This window comes from Sphingomonas sp. DC4900 (genome assembly GCF_049896485.1).
GTDB classification, from domain to species: domain Bacteria; phylum Pseudomonadota; class Alphaproteobacteria; order Sphingomonadales; family Sphingomonadaceae; genus Sphingomonas; species Sphingomonas aquatilis.
Map to the genome: position 1 here is coordinate 127,599 of NZ_JAFCUK010000002.1, position 23,140 is coordinate 150,738.

Below are 23,140 nucleotides of genomic sequence, written 5' to 3' on the forward strand. Positions count from 1 at the left end.
GCGGCTCAGGTCGGGTCGGATTCGGCGCCGATCACCGCACCCTCGGTCATCAGGCGCCGCGGCGCCTCGCTGCCGCGATGCACGCGAACGCCCGCCGCGATCATCATCCGTGGAGCAGGCGCGTCCGCCTTGGGGGCATCGGTCGCGGGCGCCTCGGCGATGCTCGCCACCGGCGTCATCCGGCCGCGATGCACCGTGACGCCGCGATCGTCCTGACTGTCGCGATACAAAGTCGCGACCTGCGGCTGCGCTCCGCCATCGCCACCGCCCGCGACCACCCCCGGCTCGACGCCCGCATAGGCCGCACGGAAGCTGAGCGCGCTCTCCATCGCGCCGCGCCAGCGATAGAAGATATGCGCGCCGACCGACCCGATCCGCGTCAGGCTGGACGCCCACCACGGCAGGATCGCATCGGTGTGGTAGAAGGTCGCGCCGCCGACCGGGGCATAGACGTTGCCCGCCAGCGCCGCCTGGGCCACGCTGCGCGCCCGCGCCCAGGCATAGGGTTCGCGGCGATGCGCCATCGATCCGTCGCAAGTGAAGCTGAACTGGCACCCCGTGCGCCGCGTCGATCCCTGAAACACCACGCCGCACACGCTGTGCGGAAAGGCACGGTCGCGCACACGGTTCAGCACCACCTGCGCGACGGCGCGCTGGCCATCGATGGGTTCGGAGCGCGCCTCGTAATAAACCGCGGCGGTCAGGCAGTCGGTGGCGCGCGCCGCATCCTCCTGGCTCTGCATCTGCGCGAGGAAGGGCGGCGCGGCCTGTGGCGCAATGGCCGCGGTATCGTCGCCGTCCACCGCATCGCGCAGGCTCGCGGGCAGACCGGCAAGCCCCGGCAGATCGCCGGGCACGTCGAGTGCCAGGTCGCGCAGCAACTGCCGCGGCGTCGGCGGCGGCACCGCCTGCGACACGCGGCTGACGCCCTGCCGCGGCGGCACGCACGACGCAGCGCTGACCAGCATCACGCCAACCCATGCGTATCGCAGCCTCGAGATGCGGACATACCCCACGCTGCCCGCCTAACGCCCGCGGAGTTGTGATCCGGTTAACTGCGTTTGCGGAGGAGCGACACGCACGAACAGCCCCTTTTCGTCATCCCGGCGCAGGCCGGGATCCATGGATGCGGGATCCCTGCCGCATCAACCGCCAACCGGCGTTCCGACACCATGGATTCCGGCGTCCGCCGGGATGACGAAAGGAATGCGCGCCCCCCAATCGTCATTCCCGCGCAGGCGGGAATCCAGACGCGCTACCGTCTCGGCTCAAGTCGGACCGTCAGCGGACATGCATCCCGCCAGCACAGCGAAGACGGCACGCAGCTATTGCGCCGCCGACACCTTCACCGCGACGTCCAGCTCCTCCTCGCCCTCGCCCAGCCGCGATCCCGCCACCGGCGCCGCGCCTGCCGCATCGAGCGCCGCGGCGACGCGGACGCTTTCCTCCTGTGGCGAGCGCCCCGTGCAGGGATCGAACCCCACCCAACCGAGCCCGGGCACATGCGCCTCCGCCCAGCCATGCGGCGTCGGGCGCAGCGATCCTTCGACGATGCTATATCCCGACACATAGCGCGCCGGAATGTCGAGGCTGCGCGCCGCCACCGCGAACATCTGCGCCAGATCGCGCGACGTCGCCGCCTCGCGCGTGAACGCTACCGCCGCGCTCAACCCCGCCTCCGGCCGCCGCCGGTCGAGCGCGAAGCGGCCATGGAAGGCGTGGTTCAGCCGATGCAGCTGCGCGATCACGCCGTCCGCGCCCGCCACCGCCTCGCGCGCATAAGCGGCAATCGCGGGGTCGCGTGGCGTTGCGTCGGTCGCGCGCAGGAACACTGCGGGCGGCAACACCTCGTTGACGCCGCGCACCACGCCATCCGAATGGCTGGTCAGCACCTCGCCGCGCACCGCGATCTCGATATCGAGCAGCGGCCCCTCGACGTACAGCATGGTGACGGCATTGCCGAAGCCATCGCGTCCGCGCCGCATCGTCGCGTCGTGATCCACGTCGATCCGCCAGCGCGCCACCGTCTGGTCGTGGCTGTTTTCGGGCGTCATGCGCAGCATCTGGACGAGCCGGCTCTGCGGCTCGCTGAAGCGGTAGACGGTGCGGTGATCGATCGAAAGGCGCATCAGCCGAACCGGAACTGGCGGCCGATCGCCTCGTGCAATTGGCCGTTTTCGCGGATGAAGGCTTGCAGATATTGGTGCAGTCCGCTCGCGATCACCTCGCCCGACCGCGTCCGCCCCAGCCGCGCGGCGCGCATCCGCGCCATGCGGTCCGCCTCACCGTGCGCGCCCGTCCGCTCGGCGAGCAGCCCGAGCAGATCGACCGTCGTCTCGGCGGAGGCGAGCAGGCTGCGCGGCAGGTCGCGGTTGGCGATCAGCAAGTCGATGACGTTCGCCGGGGTCAGCCCGTCCGAATAGAGCCAGCGATAGGCGGTCACTGCCGACACCGTCTGCAGGATCGTCGTCCACTGGTCGCGATCGACCACGCCGCCCACCGCCTCGCCCTCGGGCAGCAGGATATGGTATTTGACGTCGAGCAGGCGTGCGGTGTTGTCGGCCCGTTCCACCGCCTGCCCCAGCCGGATGAACCAGTGCGACTGATTGCGCAGCATCTGGTGCACCGCGCCTTCGAAACCGCGCGTCTCGTTCTTCACCGCCTCGACCAGGCTCAGCGTCTGGGCGGTGTCGCCCACCTGGTTGCGGTTTTCGAACACCAGCCACGCGCGGTTGATCGCGGTCCACGCCTCGCGGCTCAGCGCCGTGCGCACCGCCTTGGCATTGTCGCGCGCGCGGTCGAGGCAGCGGATCACCGATCCCGGGTGGCTGGTATCGAGCGTCAGGAAACGCACGACCTCGGTCTGGCGGAGCGCGGCGCCACTGGCGGCGAACGCCTCTTCGGTTTCGGTGACCGCAAGCGCCGACGACCAGGCGATCTCCCCCGCCGGCCGCGACGACATCACGTCGAGCCGCACGGTCGCCTCGATCAACCGCGCGATGAAATCGGCCCGCTCGAGATAGCGACCAAGCCAGTAGAGCGACGCGCCGGTGCGGGAGAGCATCATGCGAAACGCTCCCCGGAAAGTGTGGCACGCACCCCACGCCCCACCCACTCCGTCACCCCGGACTCGTTCCGGGGTCCACCCGGCCGCGGGGGCAGCGCCCGAACCTCCAGCCATCCCCCTCGCCGCGGAGTGGACCCCGGACCAAGTCCGGGGTGACGGAGGGTTCGTGGGTAATGGTGCGACACGCTCACGCCACGCCCCCCTGGCTCTGCGTCATGCCACCCCCCGTCTGCGTTTGCGTCTGCGTCTGCCGCTGCCGCGGCGTCTCTTCCGCCATCAGCACGAAGCTGTCCTTCGTTCCCCCGCCCTGGCTCGAATTGACGACCAGCGACCCCTCCTTCAGCGCGACGCGCGTCAGGCCACCCGGCACCACCTGCACGCCGCACGACCCGGTCAATACGAAGGGACGGAAGTCGACATGCCGCGGTGCGACGCCCGCATCGGTCAGCGTCGGCACGGTCGACAGCGCCAGCGTCGGCTGCGCGATATAGCGGTGCGGCTCGGCGACCAGCGCGGCACGGAACGCCTCGATCTCGGCCTTGCTCGCCGTCGGGCCGACCAGCATGCCATAGCCGCCCGACCCGTCGACCAGCTTCACCACCACCTCATCCAGGCGATCGAGCACATAGGACAAGGCCTCGGGCTCGCGGCAGCGCCACGTCTCGACATTGGGCAGCTTCGCCTCGCCGCCCGAATAGAAGCGGACGATCTCGGGCATGTAGCTGTAGATCGCCTTGTCGTCGGCGATGCCGTTACCCGGCGCGTTGATAATCGCGACGTTTCCTGCGGCATAGGCCGCGATCAGCCCCGGCACGCCGAGCATCGAATCGGGGCGGAAGACCAAGGGATCGAGGAAGTCGTCGTCGATCCGGCGATAGATCACGTCCACCTGCACCCGGCCTGCGATCGTGCGCATCCACACGCGATCGTCGTCGACGACCAGATCGGCCGCCTCGACCAGTTCGATCCCCATCGAATCCGCGAGGAAGCTGTGCTCGTAATAGGCCGAATTGTAATGACCCGGCGTCAGCACGACGCACACCGGCTGGCTGCCCCGCCCCGGCGGCGCCACCGACTTCATCGTCTGGAGCAGGCGGTCGGGATAGCTGTCGACCGGCTCGACACGATATTCGCGGAACAGCTCGGGGCACAGCCGCACCATCGCCTCGCGGTTCTCGAGCATGTAGCTCACACCCGATGGCGTGCGGGCGTTGTCCTCCAGCACGAAGAACTGGTCGGGCCCGGTGCGCACCAGGTCGATGCCGCAGATATGCGCCCAGATGCCGTGCGGCGGGCGCATGCCGGCGATCTCGGGGCGGAACTGCGGGTTGCCGAGGATCAGGTCGGCGGGCAGCACGCCCTCTTTCAGGATACGGCGCTCGCCATAGATGTCGTCGAGGAAGGCGTTGATCGCCTCGACCCGCTGCACCAGCCCCTCGGACAGACGCGCCCATTCATCGTGCAGGAACACGCGCGGCACGATGTCGAACGGGATGATCCGTTCGCGCGTGTCGGTGTCGCCATAGACCGCGAAGGTGATGCCCAATTGGCGGAAGGTATTTTCGGCGGCCTGCTGCCGACGGCGCAGATCGTCATCCGGAGTATCGGCGAGCCACGTGCCCAAGGCTGCCAGTTCGGGCCGCGGCGGCGTGTCGCCGTGCTGCCCCATGATCTCGTCGAACGCCGGTCGTTTCCCCATCGGAACGATAAAGCCCCCCTGCCAGCTTCGGTTCCATGCTGCGAGGAATCGCTGCGCCGCACAAGAGGGGAATATTCAACCAGTTCCGCAGAGGCGCCCCCCCCCAAGCCCTCCCCCGCCAGGGGGAGGTGGCAGCGAAGCTGACGGAGGGGGAGGATGGCGGTGTCCTGTACAATGGGAACCGCGCTTACCTCCCCCTCCACCATTCGGCTGACGCCGAACGGTCCCCCTCCCCCTGGCGGGGGAGGACTTCGACTTGGGGGTTATTTCAGCTCCGCCAGCATCCCCGGCGTCAGCACCTGCGGCAACACCCTCGGCTCAGTCGCTCCCGGCGCATAGTATAGATACAACGGCACGCCCGCGCGGTTATGCGCCTGGATGAACCGCCCCAGTGCCGGATCGCCATCGGTCCAGTCGCCCACCAGCACCGCGACATTGTTGCGCTCGAACGCCGCGCGCGTCGCGTTCGTGTCGATCGACGAGGCTTCGTTGACCTTGCACGACAGGCACCAGTCCGCGGTGAAATAGGCAAACACCGGCCGCCCCTGCTTGCGTAGGCTCGCCAGCCGTTCCTCGCTGAACGCATCGCCGCCGGTGTGCGCGGGCTTGGTCGCGCCGCCGGTCAGCGCCGCCGCCAGCCCCGCCGGCACCACCAGCGCTGCCAGCGCCAGCGCCCAGCCGAAGCCCTGGCCGCGCCGCTGCCGCGCGCCGCCCAGGCTCAGGATCACGCCCGTCGCGACCAGCGTCGCGAGGCCCAGCGCCAGCCCCATCGTCCCCGCCTGCCGCCACGCCAGCCACAGCAGCGCGAGCACCGTCAGCGCCATCGGCACCGCCAGCACGCGACGGAACCGCTCCATCCACAGCCCCGGCTTAGGCAACCGCCGCCGCAGCGCGGGCACGAAGCCGATGGCGAGGAACGGCAGCGCGAGCCCCAGCCCCAGCCCCGCGAACACCGCCAGCGCCGCCGGCCACGGCAGCACCAGCGCCGCACCCAGCGCCGCGCCCATGAACGGCCCGCTGCACGGCGTCGCGACGAAGGCGGCGAGCGCACCGGTCGCGATCGATCCCGCCGCCCCGCCATGGCTGGCGAAGGCGGGCACCGGCACCTCGAACCGCCCGGCGAGGTTCAGCGTGATCGCAAAGGTCAGCGCGATCAGCAGCACGACGATGCGCGGGTCCTGCAATTGGAACGCCCAGCCGACCGCCGATCCGCCCGCCCGCAGCGCCAGGATCAGCGCCCCCAGCCCGACGCACATCAGCACCGTGCCCAGCATATAGCCCAGCGCATCGATCCGCGCCGCGCGCTCGTCCGATCCGCCACGCGCCAGATGCAGCGCCTTCAGGCTCAGGATCGGGAACACGCACGGCATCACGTTCAGGATCAGCCCGCCCAGCACCGCGCCGGCAAAGGCGAGCAGCGCAGCCATCCAGCCGCTCCGATCGTCAGGCGACGCCACCACGCCGGGCTTGGCGGTCACGCTCAGCCCCAGGTTGCGACCGATGCGCAGCACGCCCGCAATCTCGCCCTTCGGCGCGCCCTCGGTGGTCAGCAGCAGCCGGTCGCCGTCGCGCGTCACGCTCTGCGCCGCGGCATATTTCACCATGTCGGGGCCATAAGGGAAGAAGGCGACGTCAGAGACTTTGGCCGCGGCGGGCAGCGGCACCGCCATCACCAGCTTGCCGTCTTTCACCTGATAGGTCGCGGCGGCATCCAGCGGCTTGGGGATCGCCGCGCGCCAGCGGTCGAAGTCCGCGCCATGCGACGGTGCGCCATCCCCGACCGTCAGGTCCAGGCTCAGCGCCTGCGCCTCGGGCACGCAGATCGTGTCGGTGCAGACGAGATAGTTGATCGCCAGCCGCACCGGCAGCTTCGTACCCTTGGCCAGCCCCGCCGGCACCCGCAGCGTCGCGAGCGGCGCATAGGGCGCCTCATACACGTAATTCATCAGCCCCGCGACGACGAGCGTCGAAGGCACCGGCCATTGCAAATCGGGCGCGGCGGTCACGCCCTTGGGCAGCGTCCATTGCAGCGCGGGCGCGAACCCCGCATCGCCCGGATTGCGCCAATAGCCGTGCCAGCCCTTTTCGGGCTGCGTCGCGATCGCGATCGTCAGCGCCTGGCCGGCGCGCGGGCTGTCGCTCTCCGGCACCAGCTGCATGGCCAGGTGCGGCGCGCCGCCCGCGGGGGCGGGGTCCGCCGTCGCCGGCACCGCCCACAGGCTCGCCACAATCGTCATCAGCGCGCAACACAGTGCGCGCATCGCCACCACCGCCGTTCGCGGCTTGCCCATTCTTGCCCGATCCATCGCCGCCCGTCATAGCGGCGGCGGTTTCGTAACACGAGTACCCTCGATGAAAGCGCTGATCGCCGCCGCCCTGTTCGCCACCGCCGCCGCGCCGGCGATCGCCCAAACCACGCCCGCGCCGGGCTTTCGCCCCGAACCGAGCCCCGCGCCCCGCATCCCGACGTCCGCCACGGCTCCCGGCGCGACCAGCACCGCGCTAAAGACGCCGCCGAAGCTGATCGTCGCCATCTCGGTCGACCAATTCTCCGCCGACCTGTTCCAGCAATATCGCAATCACTTCACCGAAGGCTTCGCGCGCCTGCTGACCGGTGTCGTCTTCCCCTCGGGCTATCAGAGCCATGCCGCGACCGAGACGTGCCCCGGCCATTCGACGATCCTCACCGGCATGCGCCCGGCGCACACCGGCATCGTCGCCAACAACTGGGTCGAGCAAAACATCGCCCGCGCCGACAAGATCGTCTATTGCACCGAGGACGAAACCGTCCCCGGCACCGACCACGAACATTACGTCGTCAGCGACAAGCATCTGAAGGTGCCGACGCTCGGCGAGATGATGAAGGCCGCCGATCCGCGCACCCGCGTCGTCTCGGTCGCGGGCAAGGATCGCGCCGCGGTGATGATGGGCGGCCACAAGGTCGACGAATTGTGGTGGTGGGACGGCAAGACCTATTCCAGCTACGCCGGCCGGGCCGTGCCCCGCGCCGTCCAGCGCGGCCGCGACGCCGTGGCGGCGCTGGTCGCCAAGCCCCAGGAACCGCTGCCGCTGCCCTCTTATTGCGAGGCGCTCGACCGGCCGATCACGGTGGCAGGCAAGGTCTACGGCCAGGGCCGCTTCGCGCGCGCGGCGGGTGACCTCAAGGGCTTCCGCGTCTCGCCCGCCAGCGATGCCGCGGTGTTCGCGATCGCCGCGGGGCTGATCCAGGACATGGGCCTCGGCAAGGGGCCGCAGACCGACATCATCGATATCGGCGCCTCGGCGACCGACTATATCGGCCATGCGCTCGGTACGCAGGGCACCGAAATGTGCATCCAGATGGACCAGCTCGATCACACGTTGGGCAGTTTCCTCAACACGCTCGACAGCTGGGGCATCGATTACGAGGTCGTGCTGACCGCCGATCACGGCGCGCACGACATGACCGAACGCCAGCAGCAGCATGCGATGCCGATGGAAGAGCATGTCTCCGGCGACGCCTCGATCAAGGTGGTGAATGCCGCACTGATGCGCGAGTTCGGCCTCACCGTTCCCGCGCTGGTCGGCGCGGAGGGCGACGTCTATCTCGGCAAGGACCTGCCCGCCGCGCTGCGTCCCCGCGTGCTGGCCGAGGCGCAGAAGCGCTTCGCCGCCATGCCGCAGGTCGCCGGCGCCTTCACCCGCGCGCAGATCGCCGCCACGCCCTTCGCCACCACGCCGCCCGAAAACTGGACGCTCCTCGAACGCGCGCGCGCCTCGTTCAATCCGGACGTGTCGGGCGACCTGCTCGTCCTGCTCAAGCCGCGCGTGACGACGATCGAAGAGCCGAAGGAAGGCTATATCGAAACGCATGGGTCTCCCTGGGATTACGACCGCCGCGTGCCGATCCTGTTCTGGCGCAAGGGCATCGCCGGCTTCGAACAGCCGCTGTCGGTGGAAACGGTCGACATCGCGCCGACGCTCGCCGCGACGATCCATCTGCCGGTAAAGGGCCTCGACGGCCGCTGCCTGGACCTCGACCCCGGCACCGGCGATACCTGCGCACGATGACGACCCCGCGTTTGCCCCTCCGCTCGCCCCACCCACACCGTCACCCCGGACTCGTTCCGGGGTCCACCGGGCCGCGGGGGCAACGCGTGAACCTCCAGCCATCCCCCTCGCCGCACACCCCTCGTCACCCCGGACTTGTTCCGGGGTCCACCCAGCCGCAGGGGCAGCGTCCGAGCCTCCAGCCATTCCCCTCGCCGCAGAGTGGACCCCGGACCAAGTCCGGGGTGACGAAGTGGGTGGGATGGCTGGCGCTCGTCATCACGGCCGCCGCCACGCCTGCGCTGGCCCAATCCCCCATCCTGCAATCCCAGTTCATCGACGCCGCCCCGCCCTACCCACAGGCGCACGCCTCGACGATCGTCGAACTCCCCGACGGCCAGCTCGCCGCCGCATGGTTCGGCGGCAGCGGCGAAAGCCGGCCGGACGTGAAGATCTGGTTTGCCCGCCACAGCGCCAAGGGCTGGGACACACCCGTCGCGGTCGCCGATGGCCGCGGCGTGGACGGCAAGCTCTACCCCACGTGGAACCCGGTGCTGTTCCAGCCCGCCGGCCAGCCGCTCCATCTGTTCTACAAGATTGGCCCCAACCCCCGCGACTGGTGGGGCATGGTCATCACCTCCACCGACGGCGGCCGCCACTGGAGCCAGCCGACGCGCCTGCCCGACGGCATCCTCGGCCCGATCAAGAACAAGATGTTCGTAACGCGCAACGGCAGCTGGCTCGCGCCGTCCAGCCGCGAAGTCGGCACGCCCGAAAAGAACCGCTGGTTCCTCACGATGGAACGCTCCACCGATCGCGGCAAGACGTGGCAGGCGGACGCGGAAATCCCCTCGCCGATGAATATCGAGGCGATCCAGCCGAGCGTGCTGAGCTTCCCCGACGGCCGCCTCGAACTGATCGCCCGCACCCGGCAGGGCGCGCTGGCGATGAGCTGGTCGAAAGACGACGGCAAGAGCTGGTCACCGCTCGCCGCGATCGACCTGCCCAATCCCAATGCCGGCACCGACGCGGTGACGCTGCAGGACGGCCGACAGCTCATCATCTACAACCACGCCGCGCACCGCCCCGACACACCCGGCGACGGCCCGCGCTGGCCGCTCAACATCGGCCTGTCCGCAGATGGCGTCGACTGGCACAAGGCGCTGACGCTGGAATCGAAGCCGATGCCCGACGGCTACGCCTATCCCGCGGTCATCCAGACCCGCGACGGCCTGGTCCACATCACCTACACCTGGAACCGCACGCGCATCCGCTACGTCGTGGTGGATCCCAAGCGGCTGAAATAGCGCCCACCCGCCGTTCGCCCTGATCCCGTCGAAGGGCAGCTTTCCACACGGGCGACGGTGCGCGGGGATACCCGCCCTTCGACAGGCTCAGGGCGAACGGAAGGGGCTTCCCCCCTCACCGCGTCTCGAACATCCGAATCCCCGGCCCCAGCCGGTTCGCCCCCACCGACAGCCGCTCGTGGCTCAGGTCCGCGACGAACGCCGGGTTGGTCGGCGCCCCCGGCGCCAGCCGCGCGTCATTGCCCTCGATGCGCAGCCCCGCGGACGGATAGGTCTTCGCCTCCGCCGCAATGACGATCAGGCCGCTGTGATTCTCCTTGGCGCGGCCCTGCACGAAGGTGTTGCGCGTGATCAGCCCGCGCGCGCCTTCCGGCAGGTCGATCATGTAATTGGTCTTCTGCCCCGCCGTGTCGTCGAAGCTGTTGTCGCTGATCGTCACATTGGGCACGCGCAGCTTGACGTAATGCCCGCCGCGACCGCGCTCGAACCGCGAATTGGTGATCGTCACCTGCCCGCGATTGGCGAGGTAGATGCTGTGTGCGCAATCGGGCGTCTCGTCGCACTGGCCGAGGCCGGAAAAGGTCGCATGGTCGATCCGGATGCGCTGCCCGGTCGGCTCGCCGCCCAAGATGCCTTCCTGGCTGTCGAGGAACATGGAGTTGGTGACGGTCAGGTCGCCCATTTCGGTGCGGATCCCTGCGCCATTGCCGTCCGGCACGCGATAGCCGCGGAACACGAGGCCATCGACCGTCGATCCCTGTCCGCGCAGCACCAGCCCGGCCTTGTCCTCGCACGCGGTCTTTTCGAAGATCGCAGTGCCCGGCTGCGCGGCGCGGAAGGTGATGCGCCCGCCCTGCTGCACCGCGCATTGCCGGTACACGCCGGGCGCGATGCGGATCGTTCCCGTCCCCATGCGGATCGACGACACCGCCTCCTGCAGATCGGTGAAGCCCTGCCCCGTCTCGACGATGGTGAACGGCGCCTGCTGCTGGGCAAAGGCGGGGCTGGCGACGAGGACGAGCGCGATCAGGGTACGGGTCATGGCCGCAATCCTGCCGCCCGCCCGCGCGCCACGCCAGCCTCAATTGCAGTTAACGGATCGCCCCGTTCTTTCATGGGGTTAGCGGACACGGGACGTGTCCCAGCGCGGGTCAGAAAAAGCATTGCGGACGCGGATCGGAGGGGGCAACACGCATGCCGCAGCGCGTCGGGGGACACGCCGCACCGGGGATATTGTCCAATCATGCACGCGATGTCGGCGACCGAGGTATTCCTCCTCGCCATCCTGATCATCTTCACCTTGCCCTATGCGGTGTGGCGGCTGGGGCGAACCGATTATTGGGCGCCGCTGGTCGTCGTGCAGATCATCGGCGGTATTTTGCTGGGGCCGGGCATCCTCGGCGCGATCTTCCCCAATTATTACGCCTTCGTCTTCGCGCCCGCGACGATGGGGGCGCTGAACGGCATCGCGTGGTGGTCGGTGATGCTGTTCGTCTGGGTGGCGGGGCTGGAGCTGGACGTCGGCGAGGCGTGGCGGCGGCGGCGCGAGACGGGCGTCACCGCCGGCCTTGCATTGGGCGTGCCGCTGATCGCGGGCAGCCTCGCCGCGCTCGTCATCCTGCGCTATCCCGGCTGGCGCGGGCCGAGCGGTGCGAACTGGCAGGTGGTGCTCGGCATCGGCATGGCCTGCGCCGTCACCGCGCTTCCCATCCTCGTGCTGCTGATGGAAAAGCTCGCCATCCTGCGCGCGCCGCTGGGCCAACGCGTGCTGCGCTACGCCAGCCTCGACGATATCGCGATCTGGGGCGTGCTCGCGCTGATCCTGCTCGACTGGGAGCGCGTCGGGCGACAGGCGGGCTTTCTCGTCGGCTTCGCCGTCGCGACCTGGGCGATCCGCAAGCTGCTGCGCGCGCTGCCGGAAAACGATCGCTGGTACGTCGGCCTGATCTGGCTCGCGCTCTGCGCGTTCGCCGCCGACTGGGCGGGCCTCCACTTCATGGTCGGCGCGTTCCTGGCGGGGGCAGTGCTCGACGCGCATTGGTTCGGCGAGGCGCGGATGGACCGGTTCCGCGGCACGATCCTGCTCGCGGTGATGCCCGTCTATTTCCTGTCGACCGGCCTCAAGACGCAATGGGGCATGGGCGGCGCATCCGTGTTCGCGGTCGCCGCGTTGCTGCTCGCCGCCTCGGTCGGCGGCAAGCTCGCCGGCATTCACCTGGCGGGCCGCATCCTCAAATGGCCGAAGGGCGATGCCAGCGCGATCGGCTGGCTGCTCCAGACCAAGGCGCTGATCATGATCATCTTCGTCAACATCCTGTTGGACAAGAAGATCATCACCAGCGAGACGTTCACCGCCCTGCTGCTGATGGCCGTCGCCAGCACGATGCTGACCATCCCCGTCGTCGCCCCGCAGCTCCGCCGCAACCCCGGCCTCGCGAAACGCGGATTCTAGCGCCCCCGTCATCCCGGCCTTGAGCCGGGATCCCGCTTCTGCTCGGGCGAACGAACGCGGGACCCCGGATCACGTCCGGGGTGACGGAATAATCGTTGGTGTCGCTCACCGGTTCGGCGGAAAATCCCGGAACGCGTCGTTGGGCCAGATGAAATTGTGATAGGTCAGCATGGCGCTGAACGACAGCGCCTCGACCTGGTGCCACCAGCCCACCGGCATGAACAGCGCATCGCCGGGGTGGATATCGACATGATAGCAGCGCGCCGAGAGCACCTCGGGATATTGCGCCACCTTGTCGTCGCTCATGATGTCGTGGACGTCGCTGAACACGAAGTCATTGTTGGCGAGCTTCGACGTCTCGTCCGGCGGCAGCAGGAACAGGCGCTTGGTGCCCATCAGCTGCACCAGCAGATTGTTGTTGAGGTCGTGGTGCAGCGGCGTGAACGTGCCCTTCGGCCCGATCCAGATGCTGCCGATCCGCTCGTCCAGAAACGGCACCGGCCCGAAATCGCCCATCAGCGGCTGTAGCGCCACCGTATTGGCGACGTTGTTATAGGCGGTGATATAGGCGTCGTTGCCGGTGTCGGCGCTCGTCACCATGTCAATATAGGCGTCGAACGGCATGGTCCGCGTGTGGCGCGTCTTGGCGATCTCGAAATCGGGGGCGCTGTTGCGGCCGCCCTGATAGGTGATCTCCGCTGACCCCACCTTGCGCGCCAGCTTCTTAGTCGTCCACTGGCGCACCGCCGGCCATTTCGCCGCCAGCCCTTCGATCACCACCGGAATGCCCGGCGCGTAGAACAGGTCGAGGAACGTCTCCGCCGATACCGGCCCGCGGATGCGCGGCACTGCGGTCAGCACCGGGCTCAGCGCCTGCTGGCGCTGGCGCGTCCGCACCCGCCACGCATCGCGCTCCGCGGCGACCGAGGCAAAGTCCGGCAGCGCGACACTGCCCGGCACGGGTGGAAGCTGGAGGCACATATGGCAACGTCCCTTGGCGTATACGGGCAGCCCTGCGGCACGCCCTTCCTCGCCGCTGCCTATCGGGAAGTGGTTAACAATCCGGTAGCACTCCGCCTCCCCTCCCTTCCAGGGAGGGGAGCAAGAGAATGCCTCAGTCCAGATTCGGCCGCAGCCAGCGCGTCGCCTGCTCCACCGAGACGCCGCGCCGCGTGGCGTAATCCGCCACCTGATCCTCGCCGATCCGCGCCACGCCGAAATATTCCGCCTGCGCATGGCCAAAGTAGAAGCCGCTCACCGCCGCGGTCGGCAGCATCGCGAAGCTGTCGGTCAGCTCCAGGCCCGCATTGCCCTGCGCGTCGAGCATCTCGAACAGCGTCACCTTCAGCGAATGTTCGGGGCACGCCGGATAGCCCGGTGCCGGCCGGATGCCGCGATATTGTTCGCGCACTAGCGCTTCGTTGGTCAGCTGCTCGCCCGGCGCATAGCCCCACAAATCGGTGCGGACATGCGCGTGCAGCCGCTCCGCGAACGCCTCGGCCAGACGATCCGCCAGCGCTTTGAGCAGGATGTCGTTGTAATCGTCGTTGTCCGCCTTGAACCGCGCCAGATGCGGCTCGATGCCGTGGATGCCGACCGCAAAGCCGCCCATCCAGTCGCCCGCCGGATCGATGAAATCGGCGAGGCACATGTTGGCGCGGCCCTCACGCTTGGCGATCTGCTGGCGCAGGAACGGTAGCCGCACGCTCGCTTCCTGCGTGCGGTCGAGGTTCGGGATCTGGAAGCCTTCGGGAATGCTCGCGCCATCGGGGCTGCGATGCGCCTCGCGATGCTGTGTATAGACCCACACGTCATCGTCGTGACGATGGCACGCCCACAGCCCGGCGACGCCGCGCGCGGTCAGCCACTTCTCCGCGACGATCCGGTCGAGCATGGCTTGCGCGTCCGCATACAGGCTGCTCGCGCTCTCGCCGACCACGTCGTCGGTCAGGATCGCCGGGAAGTTGCCGGCAAGCTCCCACGCACGGAAGAACGGCGTCCAGTCGATATACGCCCGCAGGTCGGCGAGGTCCCAGTCGTCGAACACATGCACGCCCGGCTGCGCCGCCGCCGGCGCCTTCAACGCCATGTCGACCGTCAAGCCCCGCGCCCGCGCCTCGGCGAGTGGCAGCAGGTCGTTCTGTCCCTTGTTGGCGCGCGCGATCCGCACCTTTTCGTAATCCTCGGCGACACCGGCGACATAGGCATCGCGCTGCGTGTCGCTGACCAGGGTCGTCGCGACGCCGACCGCGCGGCTGGCGTCGAGCACATGGACGATCGGCCCGTCATAGGCGGGCGAGATACGTAGCGCGGTATGCACCTTCGACGTCGTCGCACCGCCGATCAGCAGCGGCATCGACATGCCCGCGCGCTTCATTTCTTCGGCCACCGTCACCATTTCGTCGAGGCTCGGCGTGATGAGGCCGCTGAGGCCGATCATATCGGCGTCATTCTCGTTCGCCGCCTCGAGGATCTTCGACCAGGGCACCATCACGCCCAGGTCGACCACCTCGAATCCGTTGCATTGGAGCACGACGCCGACGATGTTCTTGCCGATGTCGTGGACGTCGCCCTTCACGGTCGCGAGCACGATCTTGCCCTTGCCCTTCGCGCCCGGCTCCTTCGCCGCCTCGATGAAGGGCAGCAGGTGCGCGACCGCCTTCTTCATGACGCGCGCGGATTTCACCACCTGCGGCAGGAACATCTTGCCCGATCCGAACAGGTCGCCGACGACGTTCATCCCGTCCATCAGCGGGCCCTCGATCACCTCGATCGGCCGCGCGAACGCCTGGCGGCATTCCTCGGTATCGTCGACGACATGCGCGTCGATGCCCTTCACCAGCGCATATTCCAGCCGCTTGACGACCGGCAGGCTGCGCCATTCCGCCGCGGCCTTTTCGGCCACCGCATCGGTGCCGCGGAACCGCTCGGCGAGCGCGACCAGCCGGTCGCCCGCCTCCGGATCGCGGTTGAGGATAACGTCTTCGCACGCGGTGCGCAGCTCGGGATCGATCGTGTCATAGACGTCGAGCTGCCCTGCGTTGACGATCCCCATATCCATGCCCGCGGGGATCGCGTGGTACAGGAACACCGAATGCATCGCGCGGCGCACCGGCTCGTTGCCGCGGAAGCTGAACGACAGGTTGGACAGGCCACCCGAGATATGGACGTGCGGGCAGCGCGCCTTGATCTCTTTGCACGCCTCGATGAAGTCGACGCCGTAATTGTTATGCTCCTCAATCCCCGTCGCCACCGCGAAGATGTTGGGATCGAAGATGATATCTTCAGGCGGGAAGCCGATGCCCATCAACAGGTCATAGGCGCGTGCGCAAATTTCGACCTTGCGGTCCTTGGTGTCCGCCTGGCCCACCTCGTCGAACGCCATCACGACCACCGCGGCGCCATAGGCCATGCAGCGCTTGGCATAGTGAAGGAACGACTCCTCGCCCTCCTTCATGCTGATCGAATTGACGATCGGCTTGCCGCTGACGCACTTCAGCCCCGCCTCGATCACGCTCCACTTGGAGCTGTCGATCATGATCGGCACGCGCGCGATATCGGGCTCGGCGGCGATCAGCTTCAGGAAGGTCGTCATGGCATGCTCGGCGTCGAGCAGCCCTTCGTCCATGTTGACGTCGACCACCTGCGCGCCATTCTCGACCTGCTGGCGCGCGACCTCGACCGCGCGCGTATAGTCGCCCGCCATGATCATCTTCTTGAACGCCGCCGATCCGGTAACGTTGGTGCGCTCGCCGATATTGACGAACTGGGCAGAGGAATTGGTCATCGTCTTTTCTTCCAATCCTCCCCGCTCGCGGGGAGGGGGACCGCTCGGCGAAGCCGAGGGGTGGAGGGGGCTCTCCACCGGCGATATCGTGTGTGGAGAACCCCCTCCACCATGCTGGGCATGGTCCCCCTCCCCGCAGGCGGGGAGGATTGGGATCACGCCGCCATCGTAAACGGCTCCAGGCCCGCCAGCCGGGTCCGCACCGGTGGCGTCGGGATCGTGCGCGGCGCAACCCCGCGCGCCATGTCGGCGATCGCCTTGATATGCGCTGGCGTCGATCCGCAGCAGCCGCCCAGCACGTTCACCTGACCCGCGCTCGCCCATTCGCCGACCAGCCCCGCGGTCGTCGACGGCGCCTCGTCATACGCGCCCAGTTCGTTGGGCAGGCCCGCATTGGGATAGACCATGATCAGCGTGTCGCACGTCTCGCTCAGCGTCTTCACGTGCGGCCGCAGCTGTTCCGCACCGAACGAACAATTGAGCCCGATCGTCACCGGCTTGGCATGCCGCACCGCATGCCAGAACGCCTCGACCGTATGGCCCGACAGGTTGCGCCCGGAGAGGTCGGTCAGCGTCATCGACAGCATCAGCGGCAGGTCGCGCCCCAACGCCTCGGCGGCGTCCAGCGTCGCCATGATCCCCGCCTTGGCGTTCAGCGTATCGAACACCGTCTCGATCAGGATGAAGTCCGCCCCGCCCTCGACCAGCGCATCGATCTGTTCGCGGTAGACGTCCTTCAGGTAATCGAAGTCGATCTCGCGATAGCCGGGATCGTTGACGTCCGGCGACAGCGACAGGGTCTTGTTGGTCGGCCCGATCGCGCCCGCAACGAAGCGCGGGCGGCCATCCTTCGCCTGGAATTCGTCCGCGATCCGCCGGGCGAGCCTCGCGCTCTCGACGTTGATCTCGCGCACCAGATGCTCGGCGCCGTAATCCGCCTGGCTGATCCGGTTCGCCGAGAAGGTGTTCGTCTCCGCGATATCCGCCCCCGCCTCGAAATAGGCGCGATGGATCGCCTCCGGCACCTCGGGCTTGGTCAGCGCCAGGATGTCGTTATTGCCCTTCTGGTCGTGGGACAGCCCCAAAGTGCCGGCATAATCGGCCTCCGAAAGCTTCCAGTTCTGGATTTCGGTCCCGAACGCCCCGTCGGTGATCAGGATGCGCTTGGCGGCTTCGCCCAGGAAGGTGTCGCGTATGGTCATCAAAGTCCGTCCTAAAACAAGTCCTCCCCCGCCAGGGGGAGGTGGCGCCGCGAAGCGGTGACGGAGGGGGCGGTAAGCGGGAGACCCGTCATCCAGTCCACCGCTTACCGCCCCCCTCCACCATTCGGCTGGCGCCGAACGGTTCCCCTCCCCCTGGCGGGGGAGGACTTCCCTTTACGCCGCCGCCGCGTCCTGCATCGGCTTCGCCCGCACGCCCAGCAGGTGGCAGATCGCGAACGACAGCTCCGCCTTGTTGAGCGTGTAGAAGTGCAGCGACTTGCAGCCGCCCGCATACAATTTGCGGCTCAGCTCCGCCGCCAGCGTCGCCGCCACCAGCTGCCGCGCGGCGGGATGATCCTCCAGCCCGTCGAACAGCCGCGCCAGCCACGCCGGCACCTCGGTGCCGCACATCTTGCTCATGCGCACGACGCTGGCGAAGTTGGTGACCGGCATGATCCCCGGCACGATCTCCGCGGTGATCCCGGCGGCGGCCACCTTGTCGCGATAGCGGAAGAAGGTTTCGGGCTCGTGGAAGAATTGCGTGATCGCGCGCGTCGCGCCCGCATCGATCTTGGCCTTCAGATTGTCCAGATCCGCCGCGACGCTCACCGAATCCGGATGGCATTCGGGATAGGCCGCGACCGAAATCTCGAACGGATGCAGCCGCTTCAGCCCCGCGACCAGCGCGGCGGCATTCTCATAGCCGCCCGGATGGCTTTCAAACTTCGCGCCCGCCGCGGGCGGATCGCCGCGCAGCGCGACGATGTGGCGCACGCCCGCCGCCCAATAATCCTCGGCGACCTGATCGATCTCCGCCTTGGTCGCCTCGACGCAGGTCAAATGCGCCGCCGCCGCCAGGCTCGTCTCGCGCTGGATGCGGGCGACGGTGGCGTGCGTGCGCTCGCGCGTCGAGCCGCCCGCGCCATAGGTGACGGAGACGAAGCTGGGCCCAAGCGGCTCCAGCGTCCGCACCGCTTCCCACAATTGCTCGTCCATCTTCTCCGTCTTGGGCGGGAAGAATTCGAACGACACGTCCAGATGGCCGCCCACGTCCGCGTACAGCGGTGCCTTCAGCGCGATCTGCGCCTCTTCCAGCTGGTTCACCGAAATCGTCATGCCGCTCTTACCTCACGCAGGCTGGCGCCGGACTTGCGCCCCAGCCATAAAGTCACCGTCAATTCGCCGCCGCCCAGCGTCTCCGTCCGGGCGAGGCTGAGCCCCGCATTGCCGAACCAGCCCGCGATCTGGTCGTCCGCAAAGCCCAGCCGCGTGTGCGCGTTACGGGTGCGCAGCTCCTCGCGGTCGTGTGGCGCGAAATCGACGATCAGCAACCGCCCGCCCGGCCCCAGCACGCGCGCCGCCTCGGCGATCGCCGCGCCCGGCTGCTGCGCGAAGTGGAGCACGTGATGCAGGATCGCGACATCCGCCGCGCCGTCCGCCATCGGCAGCGCATACAAGTCCGCCTGGCGCAATTCGGTGTTGGGCCGGTCATGCAGCTTCGCTCGCGCCAGCCGCAGCATCTCCGACGACCGGTCGATGCCCAGCGCGCTGTCCGCCTGGTCGCCGAACAGCTCCAGCATCCGCCCGGTGCCCGTGCCGATATCGATCAGGCTGCCGAGCGGCCCGGTGCCCAGCACCGCCGCCATCGCCGCCTCGACCTCGCTCTCGGCGACGTGGAGCGATCGGATCGCATCCCATTCGCCGGCATGCCCCTCGAACCACGCCGCCGCGCTCGACGCGCGATCGGCGCGCACCGCGGCCAGGCGCGCGGCGTCCGCCACCGCCCAATGATCGGGCTCATATTGCGTCCAGGCGTCGATCGCGCCCGCGACCGGCTGCGTCGCCGCCGCCTCGCCCAGCGCGACGAACACCCAGCTGCCCTCCTTGCGCCGTTCGGCAAGGCCCGCATCGCACAGGATCTTCACGTGCCGGCTGACCCGCGGCTGGCTCTGCCCCAGCACCTGCGCCAGCTCGCCCACCGACAGCTCCATCGTGCGCAGCAGCGAGAAGATGCGCAGCCGCGTCGCGTCGGCAAGGGCACGGAAGATGTCGAGTGCATGGGCCATGATCGCATCAACATATAAAGATATCTTTATATGCGGTCAACGCGGACCGAAACGGTCGCAAACGCGTTTGCGGCGGGTTAGACGTTTTCCCTGGGAGACCCGATTCATGAAGCGCCTGCTGATCCTCGCCGCCCCGCTCGCCCTTGGCGTCGCCGCCTGCAGCCAGAATGCGCAGGACCAGACCGCCGAAGCCGGCAATGCGATCGCCGCCGATGCCGCCGCGACCACGCGCAACGCGGTCAGCGATGTCGACGCCGCCACCGACGAAGCCTTCGGCTCGGCCGAACGCCACCTCGACAATGCCGGCAACGCCATCGATCGCGCCGCCGATCGTGCCGACGCACGCGCCGATCGTGCCGGCGACGACATCGACCGCGGGCTCGACCGCGCCGGCCGGTCGATCAGCAACGCCGCCGACCGCGCCGCCGATGCCACCGGCAACACGCTGGAACGCGCCGGCCGCGCGCTAAAGGACTAAGACGAACGACAGGCGTGTCATTCCTCCCCCTGGCGGGGGAGGAATGAATATCAACCGCATCCAACACACCGGGGGGAATTGACCGCCACATGTCGAACCGGATCGCCACGGCGCTCATCCCCCTGCTGCTCTCCGCATCGCTCGCCGCCTGTTCGGGCGGCAGCGACGATCCCCGCGCGGTGACGCCCGACGAAGCCGCGCAATTGAACGACGCCGCCGCAATGCTCGACGCCAACAGCATCGATCTCGACGCGGTCAGCGACGACGCCGCGAACGACACCCAGCCCGCCGCCGACCCGCGCGCCGCCAACCAAATGGACGCCTCATGACCCAGCTGCGCCGCCTCGGCTCCACCGACCTCCGCATCGCGCCGCTGGTGCTCGGCGGCAACGTCTTCGGCTGGACCGCCGACCGCGACGCCAGCTTCGCCGTCCTCGACGCCTTTGTCGCGGGCGGCGGCACGATGATCGACACCGCCGACGTCTATTCGGCCTGGATCGACGGCCACAAAGGCGGCGAATCGGAAAGCATGATCGGCGACTGGCTCCGCCACAGCGGCAAGCGCGATGACGTGCTCATCGCGACCAAGGTCGGCATGATGCCCGGCGAAGGCGGCGAAAAGCTCGCCCCCGCCCGCATCGTCGCCGCCGCCGAAGCCTCGCTCAAGCGTCTCGGCACCGACCGCATCGACCTCTATTACGCGCATCAGGACGACGACACAGTCCCGCAGGAGGCCGTGCTCGAAGCCTTCGGCACGCTGATCGACGCCGGCAAGGTCCGCGTCCTCGGCGCCTCCAACTTCCACGCCGCGCGCCTCAAATCCGCGGTCGACCTCGCCAAGGCGAGCGACCTGCCCCGCTACCACGTGCTCCAGCCCGAATATAACCTCGTCAGCCGCCACAAATTCGAAGGCGAGCTGCAGGATTACTGCGTCACCGAAAACATCGGCGTCCTCCCCTATTACGGCCTCGCCTCCGGCTTCCTCACCGGCAAGTACCGCACCAAGGACGACCTCACCCAAAGCGTCCGCGGCGGCCGCATGGGCGAACTGCTCGAAGGCAAAGGCGCCGCCGTCCTCGCCGCGATGGATCAGGTTGCCGACGAAACCGGCGCCACCCACGCCCAGATCGCCCTCGCCTGGCTGATGGCGCAAGAAGGCGTAACGGCGCCCATCGCCAGCGCGACCAGCGTCAAGCAGCTGGAGGATCTGCTGCCGGCGATGGAGCTGGAACTGACCAAGGACCAGCTCGAGCGGCTGACAGACGCGGGGGCGTGACCGCATCCGCCGAGCCGCCTTTCAATGCCATCACCGCCTAAAGTGTGTCGCTTTTTGTTTTCCCGATTTGGACTGTCGTCTCGGCAAAACGACTATACCTCGCGACGCAATATGTCGGGTTCGTCCGAACCCGCGGTACATCACGAGCAAGACTACTGCGTCAGGTCATGGCTGGCTGGCAACCGACGTCAAAACCGCGATCCGATCCTTCGTGACTGTAACCGTGGTCGGCCGATCAACATGAAGTGTTAGGCCTTCGGTGGACACGTTGAGGCTGTCGAGCGAGTGCGTTCCGGGCGCCAAAGCGTCCAGCGTTGGGAGCTTCACCTGCGGACTGAGGGAAATGGTGTACGTCGTGAGGAGCGCCTCCCCAGGTTTCGATGGTGCTCTCTCGGACATCACGGAGTAGCCCTTGAGCGCAAGCTTTATACCCGGCTGCTCGACTTGAAAGTTATTGACATCCAGAAATGCCATGGCCGCCCTTCCAACGGCTATCATCTGCTTTGTGCTGCTGAACTCCTGACCATCCGCCAATCGGCTACGGGGAATCGATATAGAAAGAACGAGATGGCGCGAGCCTAAGCGCATAAAATCGGCCGGGCTTTCCAATGTTTTCGGCGCCGCGGCCAATGCGGCTTTCATTTCGAGCAAAATTTGCCCGGCGCCATAAGTCGCCTGCGCTGTCCGACCGAGGCGCGTTCTTTCGTTATTATCTGTAATGCCCAAGGCCTTTTCGAGCAGTATATCGAGCGGCTCCCCGCTTTGAACACGTGCTTTCCAGTCCGACGGGCCGAGTTGATCGAGTAGCAGGGCGATTGCTCCACCAACGTCATAAGCGCGCGTCCGAAACCAGTTACCGCTGTACGACCCCTTGGCATTGGCGAACAGGTTGCGACGCAAGCCGGTCGCTAGCTGAGTAGCGACGCTACCATCTTCTCCGGTCAGTACAATGGCGGCAGCTTTGAAACCCACGTACTGGGCCGTTCCTTCCAGGCGTTCGAAGTACCGTTCTTTACCGACGATTGCTTCTCCCAACGTGGTCTCCCGGATTCGCCTGAGGGCCACATACTGTCGTGACAGTTCCGTCCGCTTCGCAGCCGTTTGCGCAAGGATAGCATCAGCCAGCACGCGCCTTTCCAGTTCAGCGGCTGCGGTAAAGCTGGCCCGATCCGTGATCTCTGTCAGATCAACATAGTCCCCTCCGTATCGCCGATCTTTCTTGTCGAACGCGTCGTGCTGGAAGTCATGGAACTGTTCATGGAACAGCGTCTCGACAGCTAGTGGCCAATCGTTCTTGACCGTCATCATCATCATATTTGGTGTGCCCGCGGGATAGTCGAACACGAAGTCCGAATCCGCTCCCGGCAGCTTGCCGTCGCGATAGGTCACATTGCGTGGTTGCCCATCGGCGCCGACCAAAACGGCGCCGGAGGATGGGTCGTAGAGGATGAAGCCCTGATTTTCAGGCCAATACCCAGGCCATATCCGCGAAAGTTCCCCGGAATGATCGAGTATGAGGCTGGCCTTGCTACGTAAATCAGCTGGCGGATTGCGAACATCGCTCTGAAAAGCCATGATAAACGGCGCCATCAGAGTTGCCGCCATCCATCCGTACCGGTTCCGAGCCCGCATGTTCCCCCCGATGTGGCGTGGGGATACAATTTATCATGACGACCTAATCGGTCAACACAAGAATACGGATCTTTTCAGAAATCATACCGCCGATAAATTGTTTTGCACAATGCACATGATTGACACTTAAGACATTGTTATCCGT

General features: G+C 67.4%; 18 protein-coding genes. 6 read left to right on the forward strand and 12 right to left on the reverse strand.

Annotation, left to right across the window (positions count from 1 at the left end; translation table 11 throughout):
• Positions 1 to 5 precede the first annotated feature (5 nt).
• The 5 genes from ACP690_RS03140 to ACP690_RS03160 form a co-directional block, all read right to left on the reverse strand.
• The gene (locus ACP690_RS03140) at positions 6 to 968 is read right to left on the reverse strand and encodes a cell wall hydrolase (RefSeq protein ID WP_426260108.1); all 963 of its coding nucleotides are present in this window, start codon (positions 966 to 968) and stop codon (positions 6 to 8) included.
• 357 nt (positions 969 to 1,325) lie between these two features.
• Positions 1,326 to 2,129, reverse strand: coding sequence for a transglutaminase family protein (locus ACP690_RS03145; protein WP_018250505.1), 804 nt, complete (start codon positions 2,127 to 2,129; stop codon positions 1,326 to 1,328).
• Positions 2,129 to 3,064: an alpha-E domain-containing protein gene (locus ACP690_RS03150; RefSeq protein WP_024310445.1), complete on the reverse strand. Its 936-nt coding sequence runs from the start codon at positions 3,062 to 3,064 to the stop codon at positions 2,129 to 2,131. The genes ACP690_RS03145 and ACP690_RS03150 overlap by 1 nt, the downstream gene beginning before the upstream one ends.
• Before the next feature lie 190 nt (positions 3,065 to 3,254).
• Positions 3,255 to 4,766 (reverse strand): circularly permuted type 2 ATP-grasp protein, encoded by a 1,512-nt coding sequence (locus tag ACP690_RS03155; RefSeq protein WP_426260109.1) that lies wholly within the window; start codon positions 4,764 to 4,766, stop codon positions 3,255 to 3,257.
• Between the two features lie 263 nt (positions 4,767 to 5,029).
• Complete coding sequence (locus ACP690_RS03160) at positions 5,030 to 7,057, reverse strand: protein-disulfide reductase DsbD family protein (RefSeq protein ID WP_426260110.1); 2,028 nt, start codon at positions 7,055 to 7,057, stop codon at positions 5,030 to 5,032.
• Between the two features lie 61 nt (positions 7,058 to 7,118).
• Here ACP690_RS03160 and ACP690_RS03165 point away from each other — a divergent pair, with 61 nt between their 5' ends.
• Together ACP690_RS03165 and ACP690_RS03170 are read left to right on the forward strand one after the other, a co-directional pair.
• Positions 7,119 to 8,816 carry an alkaline phosphatase family protein gene (locus ACP690_RS03165; protein WP_426260111.1) on the forward strand — a complete coding sequence of 566 codons (1,698 nt, stop codon included), beginning with the start codon at positions 7,119 to 7,121 and terminating at the stop codon, positions 8,814 to 8,816.
• 224 nt (positions 8,817 to 9,040) lie between these two features.
• Positions 9,041 to 10,102: a sialidase family protein gene (locus tag ACP690_RS03170; protein WP_426260112.1), complete on the forward strand. Its 1,062-nt coding sequence runs from the start codon at positions 9,041 to 9,043 to the stop codon at positions 10,100 to 10,102.
• Between the two features lie 115 nt (positions 10,103 to 10,217).
• On the opposite strand, the gene ACP690_RS03175 is transcribed toward ACP690_RS03170, so the two are convergent.
• On the reverse strand, positions 10,218 to 11,144 hold the full coding sequence (locus tag ACP690_RS03175) for a right-handed parallel beta-helix repeat-containing protein (RefSeq protein ID WP_426260113.1): 927 nt from the start codon (positions 11,142 to 11,144) through the stop codon (positions 10,218 to 10,220).
• Positions 11,145 to 11,345: 201 nt separating this feature from the next.
• On the opposite strand from ACP690_RS03175, the gene ACP690_RS03180 reads away from it, so the two are divergent.
• Entirely contained in the window at positions 11,346 to 12,554 is a 1,209-nt protein-coding gene (locus ACP690_RS03180) for a cation:proton antiporter (RefSeq protein ID WP_426260114.1), read from the forward strand.
• Positions 12,555 to 12,659: 105 nt separating this feature from the next.
• Here ACP690_RS03180 and ACP690_RS03185 read toward each other — a convergent pair whose 3' ends face one another.
• From ACP690_RS03185 to ACP690_RS03205, 5 genes are all read right to left on the reverse strand, one after another.
• Complete coding sequence (locus ACP690_RS03185) at positions 12,660 to 13,535, reverse strand: cupin-like domain-containing protein (RefSeq protein ID WP_426260115.1); 876 nt, start codon at positions 13,533 to 13,535, stop codon at positions 12,660 to 12,662.
• A gap of 133 nt (positions 13,536 to 13,668) precedes the next feature.
• Complete coding sequence (metH, locus tag ACP690_RS03190; RefSeq protein ID WP_426260116.1) at positions 13,669 to 16,500, reverse strand: methionine synthase; 2,832 nt, start codon at positions 16,498 to 16,500, stop codon at positions 13,669 to 13,671.
• The gene (locus tag ACP690_RS03195; protein WP_426260117.1) at positions 16,497 to 17,543 is read right to left on the reverse strand and encodes a homocysteine S-methyltransferase family protein; all 1,047 of its coding nucleotides are present in this window, start codon (positions 17,541 to 17,543) and stop codon (positions 16,497 to 16,499) included. Before ACP690_RS03195 ends, metH begins: the two co-directional genes overlap by 4 nt.
• A 174-nt stretch (positions 17,544 to 17,717) precedes the next feature.
• A complete protein-coding gene (gene metF / locus ACP690_RS03200; RefSeq protein WP_294314835.1) occupies positions 17,718 to 18,659 on the reverse strand; it encodes a methylenetetrahydrofolate reductase [NAD(P)H] in 942 nt (313 codons plus the stop codon).
• On the reverse strand, positions 18,656 to 19,609 hold the full coding sequence (locus ACP690_RS03205; protein ID WP_294314833.1) for a metalloregulator ArsR/SmtB family transcription factor: 954 nt from the start codon (positions 19,607 to 19,609) through the stop codon (positions 18,656 to 18,658). Before ACP690_RS03205 ends, metF begins: the two co-directional genes overlap by 4 nt.
• A gap of 106 nt (positions 19,610 to 19,715) precedes the next feature.
• On the opposite strand from ACP690_RS03205, the gene ACP690_RS03210 reads away from it, so the two are divergent.
• From ACP690_RS03210 to ACP690_RS03220, 3 genes are all read left to right on the forward strand, one after another.
• Positions 19,716 to 20,087, forward strand: a complete 372-nt coding sequence (locus tag ACP690_RS03210) for a hypothetical protein (RefSeq protein ID WP_426260118.1) — start codon at positions 19,716 to 19,718, stop codon at positions 20,085 to 20,087.
• Positions 20,088 to 20,176: 89 nt separating this feature from the next.
• Positions 20,177 to 20,416, forward strand: coding sequence for a hypothetical protein (locus ACP690_RS03215; protein ID WP_426260119.1), 240 nt, complete (start codon positions 20,177 to 20,179; stop codon positions 20,414 to 20,416).
• A complete protein-coding gene (locus ACP690_RS03220; protein WP_426260120.1) occupies positions 20,413 to 21,363 on the forward strand; it encodes an aldo/keto reductase in 951 nt (316 codons plus the stop codon). Before ACP690_RS03215 ends, ACP690_RS03220 begins: the two co-directional genes overlap by 4 nt.
• 165 nt (positions 21,364 to 21,528) lie before the next feature.
• Here ACP690_RS03220 and ACP690_RS03225 read toward each other — a convergent pair whose 3' ends face one another.
• Positions 21,529 to 22,968 carry a hypothetical protein gene (locus ACP690_RS03225; RefSeq protein ID WP_426260121.1) on the reverse strand — a complete coding sequence of 480 codons (1,440 nt, stop codon included), beginning with the start codon at positions 22,966 to 22,968 and terminating at the stop codon, positions 21,529 to 21,531.
• Positions 22,969 to 23,140 lie beyond the last annotated feature (172 nt).